Below are 12,364 nucleotides of genomic sequence, written 5' to 3' on the forward strand. Positions count from 1 at the left end.
GGATCTCCGGGCGCGCCCCTTCCGCGTGGCGCGGACCGGGACTTCCGGCGGCCCCGGTCTCAGCTTCCGGCCGGGTGCACCAGGTCGCCCAGGTCGGTGTTCGCCCCGCACAGCACCACGGCGACCCGCTCGCCCTCGCCCGGCCGGTAGCCGCCGCCCGGTGCGGTGAGCGCGGCCAGCGCGGTGGCGGCGGCGTGCTCGACGGCGACGCGGCGTTGGTCCCACAGCGCCTGGCGGGCGCGGACGATCTCCCCGTCCGGTACGAGGACGGAGCGGACGTCGTTCTCGCGCACGGCGTGCAGGGCCAGGGCGGTGGCACGTCGGGCGCCGAGGGCGTCGACGGCGACCGAATCGACGGGGACGTCGACCGGCCGGCCGGCCTCGATGGCGGCGTTCAGCGCCCGGCTGTTCTCCGGCTCGACGGCGACCGTGCGGATTCCGTGGTGCCGGGCGGCGGTGGCGACGCCCGCGAACAGACCGCCGCCGCCGACCGAGACCACCACGGTGTCCAGGCCGGGGATCCGTGCGTGGATCTCCTCCATCAGGGTGCCGGCCCCGGCGGCGATCAGCGGGTGGTCGTAGGCGTGCGCGGCGAGCGCGCCGGACCCCAGGGCGAACTCCTCGCACGCTTCGAGGGCCTCGGCGTACTCCGCGCCGTACAGCCGCACGTCCGCCCCGAAGCCGCGCAGCTTGGCCACCTTCACCGCCGGGGCGGTGCTCGGCAGGAACACCGTGGCCCGTACGCCCTGCTGCTGGGCGGCCCACGCACAGGCCAGCCCGGCGTTGCCGCCGGAGGCGATGGTCACCCCCGCGTCCGGCAGGGTGCCCGCCTCGCGGTGGGCCTGGATGAAGTTCTGCGCGCCGCGCGCCTTGAAGGAGCCGGTGTACTGCATGTACTCCAGCGCGTACCAGAGTTCGTAGGGCTGCTCGGGCCGCTCGTCGGGTGCGACGGGTGTGACGGTGACCGGGCGGATGTGCCCGGTGGTCCGGTCGGTGGCGGCCTTGATGTCGTCGTACGTGAGCTGGTCCACGTTGTTGCTCCTGCCGGGAGTCGGGCCGGGAGGCCGGGATGGTGCGGGTACTAGTTTCGCGGAAGCGGTTTCTGACCTCACGGGGGCCCGGAACCGAGCAGCGCAAAGGCTCCGTACACCCCCGACGCGAGCGCCGCCACGCCCACGACCACCGCCGGAACCATCCTCCGCCGGGCGCCCGCCAGGGCCACCGCAGCCGGCAGCAGCAACGGAAACGCGGGCATCATCAGCCGGGGCCTGGAGCCGAAGTAGCCGGACCCGATCAGTGAGATCACGACCACCACGACGCAGTAGACGATCACGGGCAACGGTTGGCGCGGCCGTTGCCGTACGCACAGCCACACCACCCAGAAGAGGAGGGCGAAGGCTGCGCACAGTCCGAGTCCCGCGAAGACGTTGCGGCCGAACTGTTCCACCACGAAGGCGGCCAGCGCCGCCCCTCCGTCGATCCGGTTGTTCCAGGCTGCCTGGACATCGAAGTACGCGAACGGGTTCCTCTCCCGCACGGCCACGAAGACGATGTACGACAGCCAGCCCAGCGGGGCCAGACAGACACCCACCGCCATCCGCCGATGGGTCCGGAGCGGTTCGTCTCCGCCCCGCGCGGTGACCAGCCGCCACATCGCAGTGACGCCGATCGCTGCGATCAGCGCGGCCGCGACCGGCCGGGTGAGCCCGGCGCCGACGCACAGCACACCCGCTGTGATCCATCTGTCGGTCAGAACGGCGTACAGCGCCCAGGCCGCCAGCGCCGTGAACAACGTCTCGGTGTACGCCATGGACTGCACGAACGCCGTCGGGTACGCCCCCCAGAGCACGGCCAGCAGTATTCCCGCCCGGCGCCCGTACAGCCGCGCACCCACGGCGAAGATGCCACCGGCGGCGACGAGCGAGGCGAGCCAGGAGATCAACAGGCCCGCGCCGGCTGTGCCGAGGGGCGGGAACAGGGCGGACAGTCCCCGCTCCAGCGCGGGCAGGAGCGGGAAGAAGGCCAGATCGGAGTGGAAGGTGCCGTCCGGGAGCCGGACCCCGTAGCCGTATCCGTGCTCGGCGATCCGCTGGTACCAGACCGAGTCCCAGCGGCCCGTCAGCCGGTGCATTCCGTCCTTGCCGGTGACGGAGGCGGTGATCAGGAGGATCGCGACGCCGGTGATCCGTACGGCGGCGTAGCCCAGCAGTGCGGGCGCGGCGTAGCGGAGCGAATCCGTCAGCGAACGGGATGCGGAACCTGGCCGCAGGGCGGCGGCCCATGAGGGGGGTACGACCTTGGTCTCGGGCATGCTCGAAAGTATGCCCGGGGCGCTGCGGCGGGGTCAGGACGCCTTGACGGCCTCGACGAACGGAGTCCAGGCGGACGCGGCGATGACGAGCGCCGGGCCTTCGGGGCGCTTGGAGTCGCGGACGGGGACGAGGTCTTGGTGGCCGTCCGCGACTTCGAGGCAGTCGCCGCCGGAGGTATTGCTGTAGCTGCTCTTGCGCCAGGTAGCGAACCCCTCGGCGACTTCGACGCAGTTGCCGCCGGAGGAGTTGCTGTGGCTGCTCCTACGCCAGATCGCGGCGCTCAAGTCGATTTGGGTGCGCACCATTTCGGTATTCCTCTGCCGCTTCTTCGATCATGGCTAGGGACGCCTCCGGCGGCAAGGCGGCGGCCCTCAGGAGATCGTACGACCTCCGATACTGCTTCACGAGGCCCGGATCGTCGACTGTAATTCCGTGGTGCTGGCCCTCCGTGTAGGCCAGTGGGGGAGCGTCCGCGAAGTCCAGAATCAGGGCGTTGCCCAGCATGAGGGCGTGCGCTCCTGTGTTCCACGGAAGGATCTGCGTAAAGATGCGGCCGCGTCGGGTGAGGGCGGCGACGTGTTCCAGCTGCTCGGCCATCTGCTGCGGTGGCAGGATCGGCAGACGCAGCAGGGACTCGCTCAGGATGGTCCAGTACTGCGGGGTCCGGTGGCTCCGCTCGAAGAGCTGTGCCCGCGCCAGCCGCGCGTTCACCTTCACCTCGGTCTCTTCCTGAAGTTCCGGGAGTCGCTCGGCGCAGATTACGGCCTCTGCGTACGCCCTCGTCTGGAGCAGGCCGGGAAAGACCGTCGGAGACCACTCTTCGATGGTCTCGGCACGCTTCTCCGCCTCCAGCACACGCTCGAAATACTCCGCGTGCCCCTTGCGCCGGGCCTTCCGCACGTCCTCGCACCGCCGCTGGAAGAACCCGTCCGTCTTCAGCACCCGGTCCACGTGCTGGGCCAGATCCACCGGCATCCGCCGGTGACCGTGCTCGATCTCGCTCAGGTACGTGATGCCGTAGAAGCTGCCGTTCACCAGCTTCTCCAGGGTCAGGCCCGCCTCCTCCCGCTGGAAGCGGAGTTCCTTGCCGTAGAACTGCGGGACGCCCGCCGAGCCGTCGATCTCCTTGCGTGTGGCCACTGTTGACCGCCTTTCGCGCTGTGCGTTGTGGAGCGGGAAGTCCTTTCACGGTAGAGGCCCATGCGGCAGCGTGTGAGGCGTTCGTCACAGTCAGCAACGAAAGGTGGACTTCCCCCCATGGACGACACGTACGACCTCACCGGCCACGACATCGGTACGGACATCGACGCACTCCGTACCGCGCTCGCCGCGCACGGCATCACCCTGCCGTCGCTCGGTGTCGATCCGCTGACCCTCGCCGGATGGACGACCCGGCCGCCGCTGGTCGCGCTCGGCAACTGCAATGTGGCGACCGCGCGCCGCATGGCCGAGGTGCTGCGCTCGGCGGCCGGGGGATGACTCCGCTGCCGCTCACGGTGGATCTGCTCGCCGTGCCGAAGGCCGTACCGGAGATGCGGCGCACCCTGCGGGAGCGGTGCGGGGGTGCGGACTCGCCCGATCTGCTGCTCTGCGTCAGCGAGTTGCTGACCAACGTGATCGTGCATCTCGGTGAGGGGACACCGGTCACGCTGCGGGTGGCCGGTACGTGTTCCGGCCGGGTCCGGGTCGAGCTGAGCGATCCCGAACCGTGCGCCTGGCCGACGCTCCGCACCGCCGGTCCCGGCGACGAGTCGGGGCGGGGACTGTCGCTCGTGGACGCGTTGGCGCTGCGGTGGGGCGTCGACCAGGGGCCGTACGGGAAGACGGTCTGGTGCGAGTTGCGCTGAGCGGCCCCGGCTAGCGCGGCGGCAAGGGGGGCCGTCGCCGGTCCGGGACGTCGTCGTACGTCGGTGGGGTCGCCGCCGGTTGGGCGGCCAGCAGGTCCAGGGCCACCTGGACCGCGTCGTCCAGTACCGCGTACCGGCCCTCCGCCCAGTCGAGGGGGGTGCGCAGTGCCTCCAGGTCCGGTTCGACGCCGTGGTTCTCGACCGACCAGCCGTAGGTGTCGAACCAGGCCGCGTTCATCGGCACCGTGATCACCGTGCCGTCGCCCAGCCGGGTCCGGCCGGTCATGCCGACGACGCCGCCCCAGGTCCGCTGGCCCACCACCGGGCCGAGCTTCAGCAGGCGGAACGCGGCGGTGATCATGTCGCCGTCGGAGGAGGTCGCCTCGTCGGCCAGGGCGACCACCGGGCCGCGCGGGGCGTTGGAGGCGTAACTGACCGGCTGGGCGTTGCGGGTCAGGTCCCAGCCGAGGATCGTGCGGGTCAGCTTCTCGACCACCAGCTCGCTGATGTGACCGCCCGCGTTGCCGCGCACGTCGACGATCAGGGCCGGCCGGGACACCTCCAGGCGCAGGTCCCGGTTGAACTGGGCCCAGCCCGATCCGCCCATGTCGGGGATGTGCAGGTAGCCGCACTTGCCGCCGCTCAACTCCCGTACGACTTCACGGCGTTTGGCCACCCAGTCCTGGTAGCGCAGCGGCCGTTCGTCGACCAGCGGTACGACGGCGACGCGGCGGGGGCGGCCCTCGCCCTCGGCCGGGCGGAAGGTGAGTTCGACCGTGGTGCCGCCCGCCGCCGTGAGGAGCGGGTACGGGCCGGTGACCGGGTCGACCGGGCGTCCGTCGACATGGGTGAGGACCGCGCCCTCCCGGATGCCCGTACCGGCCAGCGGGGAACGGGCCTTGGAGTCGGAGGAGTCGCCCGGCAGGATGCGCCGGACCGTCCAGTCGCCGTCCCGGCACACCAGGTTCGCGCCGAGCAGGCCGATCGCCCGCTGGTAGTGCGGCGGGCCCTCGTTGCGGCGGGCCGGGGTCACGTACGCGTGCGAGGTGCCCAGTTCGCCCAGGACCTCGCGCATCAGATCGGCGAACTCGTCGGGGGAGGCGACCCGTTCGACGAGTGGGCGGTACTGGTCGAGCACGCCCGTCCAGTCGATGCCGCACATGTCCGGCTCCCAGAAGTAGGAGCGGATGATGCGGCCGCCCTCCTCGTACGCCTGCCGCCACTCGGCCGCCGGGTCGACCTCGTGCAGGATGCGGCGCAGGTCGAGGTAGACCGTCGAGTCGCTGTCGCCGGTCTCGGTGGCGGGGACGGCGCGCAGCTCGCCCTCGTCCATGACGACCAGCCGGGTCGCGTCCCCGCTGACCGCGAACCAGTCGAGATGGCCGACCAGTTCGGTCTTCCTGGCCTTGGTGATGTTGAAGTGTTCGAGGGTGGGGCGGCCCGACATGTCCGCCGGGTTGGCGAAGGTCTCGCCGAGCGCGCCGGAGATCGGCCAGCGCAGCCAGACCAGGCCGCCGCCGCTCACCGGGTGCAGGGCCGAGTACTTCGACGCGGAGACCGGGAAGGGTGTCACCCGGTTCTCCAGGCCCTCGAACTCGACCGTGACCGTCGAAGGGCCCTCGCCGGTACCGGCGTCGGGGATGTCGTCGGCCGGGTCGAGACCGCCCGCCGCCGGGCGCCCCTCCGGGGACAGGGCGAAGGGGGAGGGCGTGGCGGAGGAGAGCGGCACCAGGTACGGGCGGCAGCCCAGGGGGAAGGAGAGGTCGCCGGTGTGGACGTCGTAGACCGGGTCGAAGCCGCGCCAGGAGAGGAAGGCGAGGTAGCGGCCGTCGCCCGTGAAGACGGGATTCTCGTCCTCGAAGCGGCCGTTGGTGACATCGACGATCACGGGCGCGCCGGTGCCCAGGATGCGGGCCAGCTTGATCTGGCGCAGCGAGCGGCCGATCCCGGGGTGGGACCAGGTGAGCCAGGCGCCGTCCGGCGAGAACGCCAGGTCGCGGACGGGGCCGTTGATGGAGCGGATCAGCTCGGTGGGTTCGCCGGTGGAGGTCTCCTCGTCGGTGTCCAGGAGCAGCAGCCGTCCGTCGTTCGTCGCGATGGCCAGCCGCTCGCCGTCCGGGTCGGCGATCAGTTCGTGCACCCTGCCGAGCTGCCCGGAGGCCAGCCGGCGCGGCTCGCGGTCGCCGCTGGCGCGCGGCAGGTAGGCGATCTCGATCGCGTCCTCGCCGTCGGCGTCCGTGACGTAGGCGACCTGGCCGCCGCTGCCGAGCATCTCGGGCAGCCGGACCCGGACCCCGGGGGTGTCGGCGATGGTGCGGGCGGGGCCGTCGCGGTGGGTGAGCCAGTACAGGCTGCCGCGTACGGTGACCGCGCTGGCCCGGCCCGTCTCGTCCACGGAGAGCGAGTCGACGTGGCTGGCGGCGGGCACCTGGTACGGGCGCCGTCCGGTGCGCGGCCCGCCGAGCCGGACCTCCAGCTTCCGCGGCAACGCGTTCGGTGACGCCAGGTCGTCCACCAGCCACAGATCGCCCGCGCACTGGTAGACCACCCGGTGCCCGTCACTGGAGGCGTGCCGGGCGTAGAAGGCGTCGTGGTCGGTGTGGCGGCGCAGATCGGTGCCGTCGGGCCGGCAGGAGTACAGATTGCCGACGCCCTCGTGGTCGGAGAGGAACGCGATCCGGTCACCGACGAACATCGGTGAGGCGAGATGGCCGCCGATGTCCGGCAGCAGCCGTTTGCCGTGCAGCCAGAGCCGGCCGGTCGCGCCGCCCCGGTACCGCTTCCAGGCAGCCGGTTCGTGCGGGGGCGTACCGGTGAGCAGCAGGGTGCGCCGCTCGCCGTCGATGTCGGAGACCGCGATGTCGGCGACCGGGCCCCAGGGCAGCTTGCCGCCGGGGCTGCCGTCGGTGGGGACGCTGTAGGCCCAGGAGATGTGCGAGAACGGCTGGTTGTGCGAGGACACGGCGAGGATGTGGGAGGAGTCCCCGGGGTCGGGGGTCCAGCCGCAGACCCGGGTGTCCGTCGAGCCCCAGTAGGTGAGCCGGCGTGCCGGGCCGCCGTCGACCGGCGCGAGATGGATCTCGGGGTCGAGGCTGCGCCAGGTCGTGTACGCGATATGGCTGCCGTCGGGGGAGAAGCGCGGGTGGCTGACCCTGGTGCGGTCGACGGTCAGCCGCCACGCGCGGCCGGGCCGCTGCCCCTCGGGCGCGAGGGGGGCGACCCAGAGGTCGTCCTCGGCCGCGAAGCAGAGCAGGTCGTCGTGGAGGTGCGGGAAACGGAGATACGCGACGTCGTCACTCACCCTCCAATGCTTTCCGCGCGGGAGGGCCCCGGCAACTCGTGGTGCCGGACCAGTTGTGGTGCGGAACACAAGCGAAACGATTTCGTTTCGCTGGACGGGCGGGGTACCGTCGATGTGTACGAAACAGTTTCGTTCGATTGACTGGCGTACGAGCAACTGAAGTTCGAGCACCCGAACAGGAGGTCGAGACATGGCACGCACCCGACTCACGCCCGAGCGCGAGAGCGAGCTGTACGCCGCCGTGCTCGACCTGCTCCGCGAGGTCGGCTACGACGCCCTGACCATGGACGCCGTCGCCGCTCGCACCCGTTCCAGCAAGGCCACCCTCTACCGCCAGTGGGGGAGCAAGCCCGAGCTGGTCGTCACGGCCCTGCGGCACAACAAGCCGGTGACCCTCGGTGAGATCGACACCGGGTCGCTGCGCGGGGACTTCCACGCCGCACTGAACCGCAGCGACGACTGCCAGATGGAGAAGAACTCCGCGCTGATGCGGGGTCTGGCCCATGCCGTCCACGACAATCCCGATCTGCTCCAGGCCCTGCGCGACCTGCTGATCGAGCCGGAGATGACCGGCCTCGACCTGCTGCTGCGCCGAGCCGTGGACCGGGGCGAACTGCGTCCGGACAACCCGGCGCTGAAATATGTATCGCACATGCTGATCGGTGCCTTCACTGCTCGGCAGCTGGTCGATGACCGCGCCGTCGACCAGGCGTTCCTTACCGATTACGTCGACTCCGTGATTCTCCCCGCTCTCGGAGTCTGACCCCCGGACCGCCCCGCGCGGTCCGTCCCCACCGCACGGCCCCCTCCCCAAGCCCCACCTGACACGCCGCTCTCGTCGTCGGGCTGGTTCCGCACGCCCTTTTTCCACTCACGACCTGACCGGGAGTTTCCCTCCGTGGCCACATTCCTCTACAAACTCGGACGGCTCGCCTTCCGGCGCCGCCGCTATGTCGCCCTGATCTGGGTGGCACTGCTGGCGCTCGCCGGATTCGGCGCGGCCTCCGCGTCCACCGCCACCTCCAGCTCCTTCTCGATCCCGGGCACGGAGGCGCAGCGCGCCTTCGACCTGCTGGAACAGCGCTTCCCCGGGGGCAGTGCCGACGGTGCGAGCGCCCGGGTCGTCTTCAAGGCCCCCGACGACCAGAAGATGACCGACCCGGCGAACAAGGCCGAGGTGAACAAGGTCATCGCCGAGCTGAAGTCCGGCTCCGACCAGATCGCCTCGGTCACCGACCCGTACGCGGCCGATGCCGTCAGCAAGAACGGTTCCACGGCGTACGTCTCGGTGTCCTACAAGGTCAACTCGATGGAGCTGACCGACGCGACCCGGGACGCCCTGGAGGACGCGGGCCACGCGGCGCAGAAGAGCGGGATGACCGTGGAGATCGGCGGTGACGCGCTCATGGTGATCCCGGAGACCGGGGTCACCGAGATCATCGGTGTCGCCATCGCCGCGGTGGTGCTGGTCATCACCTTCGGCTCGCTGATCGCCGCCGGGCTGCCGCTGCTCACCGCCCTGATCGGGGTCGGCATCGGTGTCTCGACGATCACCGCGCTGGCGAACGTGCTGGACCTGGGCTCCACCACCTCCACCCTCGCGATGATGATCGGCCTCGCGGTCGGCATCGACTACGCGCTGTTCATCGTCTCCCGCTACCGGGCCGAGCTGGCCGAGGGCCGGGAGCGCGAGGAAGCGGCCGGACGGGCCGTCGGCACGGCGGGTTCCGCGGTGGTCTTCGCCGGTCTCACCGTCGTCATCGCGCTGGTCGGCCTCGCCGTCGTGAACATCCCGATGCTGTCGAAGATGGGCTTCGCCGCGGCCGGTACGGTCGCCATCGCCGTCCTCATCGCGCTCACCCTGGTCCCGGCACTGCTGGGCTTCGCAGGCAAGCGGGTCATGGGGCGCAAGGCGCGCAAGGCCGCCGAGGCCCCGGCCGGGGCCGAGGAGAAGCCGAACATGGGCACCCGCTGGGCGCGGTTCGTGCTGCGCAAGCCGGTGTGGGTGCTGCTCGTCGGCGTCATCGGCCTCGGCACGATCGCGGTACCGGCCGCGTCCCTGGAGATGGGCCTGCCCGACGACGGCTCCCAGCCCACCAGCACCACCCAGCGGCGCGCCTACGACCTGCTCTCCGAGGGCTTCGGCCCCGGCTTCAACGGGCCGCTGATGGTCGTCGTCGACACCGCGGACAGCTCCGACGGCAAGACCGCCGCCAAACAGGTCTCCGACGAGATCTCCGGCATCAAGGGCGTCGTCGCCGTCACCCCGGCCCAGTTCAACAAGGCCGGCGACGCCGCGATGATCACCGTCGTCCCGAAGGACCGCCCGAGCTCCGTCGAGACGGAGAACGTGGTCCACGCGATCCGCGACGCGGGCAAGGACATCAAGTCCGACACCGGCGCCGAGGTCCTGGTCACCGGTTCCACAGCGATGAACATCGACTTCTCGCAGAAGATGAACGACGCGCTGCTGCCGTATCTGGCGCTCGTCGTCGGACTGGCCTTCCTGCTGCTGATGGTGGTCTTCCGGTCGGTGCTGGTGCCGCTGAAGGCGGCCCTCGGCTTCCTGCTCTCGGTCGTCGCGGCCCTGGGCGCGGTCGTCGCGGTCTTCCAGTGGGGCTGGCTCGGCTCGCTCTTCGGGGTGGAGCAGACCGGTCCGATCATGTCGATGATGCCGATCTTCATGGTGGGTGTGGTCTTCGGTCTCGCGATGGACTACGAGGTCTTCCTCGTGACCCGGATGCGCGAGGCGTACGTCCACGGCGAGAAGCCCGGCCAGGCGATCGTCACCGGTTTCCGGCACGGTGCCCGGGTCGTCACGGCCGCGGCCGTGATCATGATGGCGGTCTTCGCCGGCTTCATCGGCTCCAGCGAGCAGATGGTCAAGATGATCGGCTTCTCGCTCGCCATCGCCGTCTTCTTCGACGCGTTCGTGGTCCGGATGGCGATCGTGCCCGCGGTCCTCGCGCTGCTCGGCCGCCGCGCCTGGGCGCTGCCGCGCTGGCTGGACCGGATCCTGCCGAACGTGGACGTGGAGGGCGAGGGGCTGCGCGAGCAGTTCGACGAGACGCCCGGCGGCGACGCCGGGGGTGAGCGGGAGCTGACCCGGGTCTGACCGGCGAAAAGGCCTCCGGGGTCCGCGTCTGAGCGGAGCGCGGCCCGGGAAGCGCCGGTTACCTGTGGGGACGGGGGACCGGGGCGATGAAGAAGCCCCCGTGCGAGCGGCACGGGGGCTTCTGTCCTGCGGATGCGCCATGCGGGTGAGCCGCGCGGGCGGAGCTCACGCGGGCGTCACGTCGTGCGCGGGTCTGGCGCCCCCGTCGGTGTGCGTACGGTGCAGAAAGCGGATCAGCGGCGCGTTGTCGAACTGCACCACCTCCACGCCTTCCTTCGAGTGGACCTCCACGACCAGCTGCGCCCGTCCGCAGGGCCACACGCGGACGCCACCGCGTTCGGTGGGGGAATGCAGCCCGCCCTCCAGCAGGTCGCGGCCGAACGCCCAGTCGGCGCCGCCGGGGAAGGAGACGTGGACGGTGCGCGGGTCCTTGTCGGCGTCGTACAGCAGGTCGACCGGGATCGCCGGGAGGTCGGGGGTGTCGTTGACGAGCCAGGCTTCTGCCTGCTCATGGATCACGGGGGGCATGGTCCGACTCCTCCTGTGCATACTGCTTCGCCATCCAATGTCCCATATTTTCCGTAAGGGGTGCGGCGAGATTTTCCGTAAGGGGTGCGGCGAGCAGTTGTGACGTAACCGCTCTTGCGAAGGGTTTGCAACAAGGCCCTATCATTGAGCGGTTCACGACATCGTCCGCAGCAACGCAGGACCGCAGGAAGCGGAGCCCCCCATGCATGTACCCGACGGATTCATCGACGCGCCCGTCTCCGCCGCCGCCGGAGTCGTCGCGGCCGGTGCGGTCGCCGTCAGCCTGCGGGGCGCCCGGCGGGAACTGGACGAGCGCACCGCGCCGCTCGCCGGTCTCGTCGCCGCGTTCATCTTCGCCGTGCAGATGCTGAACTTCCCGGTCGCGGCGGGCACCAGCGGGCATCTGCTGGGCGGGGCGCTGGCGGCGATCCTGGTCGGGCCCTACACCGGCGTGCTCTGCGTCACCGTCGTCCTGCTCATGCAGGGCATCCTCTTCGCCGACGGCGGCCTCACCGCGCTCGGCGTGAACGTGCTCGACATGGGCATCACGACCACCGTCGTCGCGTACGCCCTCTTCCGCGGGCTGCTCGGGGTGCTGCCGCGGACCCGCCGCTCCGTGACGGCCGCGTCCTTCGTCGCCGCCCTGGTCTCCGTACCGGCCGCGGCCTGCGTCTTCACGCTGATCTACTGGATCGGCGGCACCACCGACATCCCGATCGGCAAGGTCTTCACCGCGATGGTCGGGGTCCACGTCCTGATCGGCATCGGCGAGGCCGTGATCACCGCGCTGACCGTCGGCGCCGTCATCGCCGTACGCCCCGACCTGGTCCACGGCGCCCGCGGACTCACCACCTCGCTCAAGCTCCGGGTCGACGGCGAACTCGTCGAAGCCCCCGCCCGGCAGCCCCTCGCCCCGGTCGCCGCCCGCTCGCACCGGGGGATCTGGGCCACCGGTCTGGTCACCGCCCTCGTCCTGGCGGGCTTCGTCTCCTACTACGCCTCCGCCAACCCCGACGGCCTGGAGAAGGTCGCCGCCGACCAGGGCATCGACAAGAAGACCGAGGAACACGCGGCCAAGGACTCCCCGCTCGCCGACTACGGCGTCAAGGACGTGTCCAGCGCCCGGATCTCCGGCGGCCTCGCCGGAGTCATCGGCGTCGGGGCCACGATCGTGGTCGGCAGCGGGGTCTTCTACGTGGTCCGCCGTCGTCGTACGCAGGACGCCCCCGACGGCACCACGCGCACCAGCGAAAACGTCTGA

At 70.9% G+C, this 12,364-nt stretch carries 11 protein-coding genes; 5 read left to right on the top strand and 6 right to left on the bottom strand.

The genetic code is table 11. The features are described from left to right. Nucleotides 1–59 precede the first annotated feature (59 nt). The 4 genes from OG520_RS24080 to OG520_RS24095 form a co-directional block, all read right to left on the bottom strand. A complete protein-coding gene (locus OG520_RS24080) occupies nt 60–1,031 on the bottom strand; it encodes a serine/threonine dehydratase (RefSeq protein WP_406014564.1) in 972 nt (323 codons plus the stop codon). Between the two features lie 77 nt (nt 1,032–1,108). Next, the gene (locus OG520_RS24085; RefSeq protein ID WP_406014565.1) at nt 1,109–2,311 is read right to left on the bottom strand and encodes a hypothetical protein; all 1,203 of its coding nucleotides are present in this window, start codon (nt 2,309–2,311) and stop codon (nt 1,109–1,111) included. Between the two features lie 33 nt (nt 2,312–2,344). After that, nucleotides 2,345–2,617 (bottom strand): DUF397 domain-containing protein, encoded by a 273-nt coding sequence (locus OG520_RS24090; RefSeq protein ID WP_406014566.1) that lies wholly within the window; start codon nt 2,615–2,617, stop codon nt 2,345–2,347. Further along, nucleotides 2,574–3,452: a helix-turn-helix domain-containing protein gene (locus OG520_RS24095; protein ID WP_406014567.1), complete on the bottom strand. Its 879-nt coding sequence runs from the start codon at nt 3,450–3,452 to the stop codon at nt 2,574–2,576. Before OG520_RS24095 ends, OG520_RS24090 begins: the two co-directional genes overlap by 44 nt. A 117-nt stretch (nt 3,453–3,569) precedes the next feature. On the opposite strand from OG520_RS24095, the gene OG520_RS24100 reads away from it, so the two are divergent. Continuing rightward, nucleotides 3,570–3,791 carry a hypothetical protein gene (locus OG520_RS24100; RefSeq protein WP_406014568.1) on the top strand — a complete coding sequence of 74 codons (222 nt, stop codon included), beginning with the start codon at nt 3,570–3,572 and terminating at the stop codon, nt 3,789–3,791. Next, complete coding sequence (locus tag OG520_RS24105; protein WP_399328059.1) at nt 3,788–4,159, top strand: ATP-binding protein; 372 nt, start codon at nt 3,788–3,790, stop codon at nt 4,157–4,159. The genes OG520_RS24100 and OG520_RS24105 overlap by 4 nt, the downstream gene beginning before the upstream one ends. Nucleotides 4,160–4,169: 10 nt before the next feature. Here OG520_RS24105 and OG520_RS24110 read toward each other — a convergent pair whose 3' ends face one another. Further along, nucleotides 4,170–7,460: a S41 family peptidase gene (locus OG520_RS24110; RefSeq protein ID WP_406014569.1), complete on the bottom strand. Its 3,291-nt coding sequence runs from the start codon at nt 7,458–7,460 to the stop codon at nt 4,170–4,172. Nucleotides 7,461–7,650: 190 nt separating this feature from the next. Between OG520_RS24110 and OG520_RS24115 the strand changes: the two genes are divergently transcribed. Both OG520_RS24115 and OG520_RS24120 read left to right on the top strand, forming a co-directional pair. Next, nucleotides 7,651–8,223 (top strand): TetR/AcrR family transcriptional regulator, encoded by a 573-nt coding sequence (locus OG520_RS24115; protein WP_406014570.1) that lies wholly within the window; start codon nt 7,651–7,653, stop codon nt 8,221–8,223. Between the two features lie 135 nt (nt 8,224–8,358). Then, nucleotides 8,359–10,575 (top strand): MMPL family transporter, encoded by a 2,217-nt coding sequence (locus OG520_RS24120; RefSeq protein ID WP_406014571.1) that lies wholly within the window; start codon nt 8,359–8,361, stop codon nt 10,573–10,575. Nucleotides 10,576–10,740: 165 nt separating this feature from the next. Here OG520_RS24120 and OG520_RS24125 read toward each other — a convergent pair whose 3' ends face one another. After that, the gene (locus tag OG520_RS24125; RefSeq protein ID WP_266418239.1) at nt 10,741–11,103 is read right to left on the bottom strand and encodes an SsgA family sporulation/cell division regulator; all 363 of its coding nucleotides are present in this window, start codon (nt 11,101–11,103) and stop codon (nt 10,741–10,743) included. Between the two features lie 202 nt (nt 11,104–11,305). Between OG520_RS24125 and OG520_RS24130 the strand changes: the two genes are divergently transcribed. After that, nucleotides 11,306–12,364, top strand: a complete 1,059-nt coding sequence (locus tag OG520_RS24130) for an energy-coupling factor ABC transporter permease (protein ID WP_406014572.1) — start codon at nt 11,306–11,308, stop codon at nt 12,362–12,364.

The organism is Streptomyces sp. NBC_00984 (assembly GCF_045162475.1).
GTDB lineage: Bacteria > Actinomycetota > Actinomycetes > Streptomycetales > Streptomycetaceae > Streptomyces.

Excerpts from the sequence above, each read along its gene's own strand:
- OG520_RS24125 (WP_266418239.1), bottom strand. The coding sequence starts at position 11,103 with ATGCCCCCCGTGATCCATGAGCAGGCAGAAGCCTGGCTCGTCAACGAC.
- OG520_RS24105 (WP_399328059.1), top strand. The coding sequence starts at position 3,788 with ATGACTCCGCTGCCGCTCACGGTGGATCTGCTCGCCGTGCCGAAGGCC.
- OG520_RS24100 (WP_406014568.1), top strand. The coding sequence starts at position 3,570 with ATGGACGACACGTACGACCTCACCGGCCACGACATCGGTACGGACATC.
- OG520_RS24085 (WP_406014565.1), bottom strand. The coding sequence starts at position 2,311 with ATGCCCGAGACCAAGGTCGTACCCCCCTCATGGGCCGCCGCCCTGCGG.
- OG520_RS24090 (WP_406014566.1), bottom strand. The coding sequence starts at position 2,617 with ATGGTGCGCACCCAAATCGACTTGAGCGCCGCGATCTGGCGTAGGAGC.
- OG520_RS24115 (WP_406014570.1), top strand. The coding sequence starts at position 7,651 with ATGGCACGCACCCGACTCACGCCCGAGCGCGAGAGCGAGCTGTACGCC.
- OG520_RS24130 (WP_406014572.1), top strand. The coding sequence starts at position 11,306 with ATGCATGTACCCGACGGATTCATCGACGCGCCCGTCTCCGCCGCCGCC.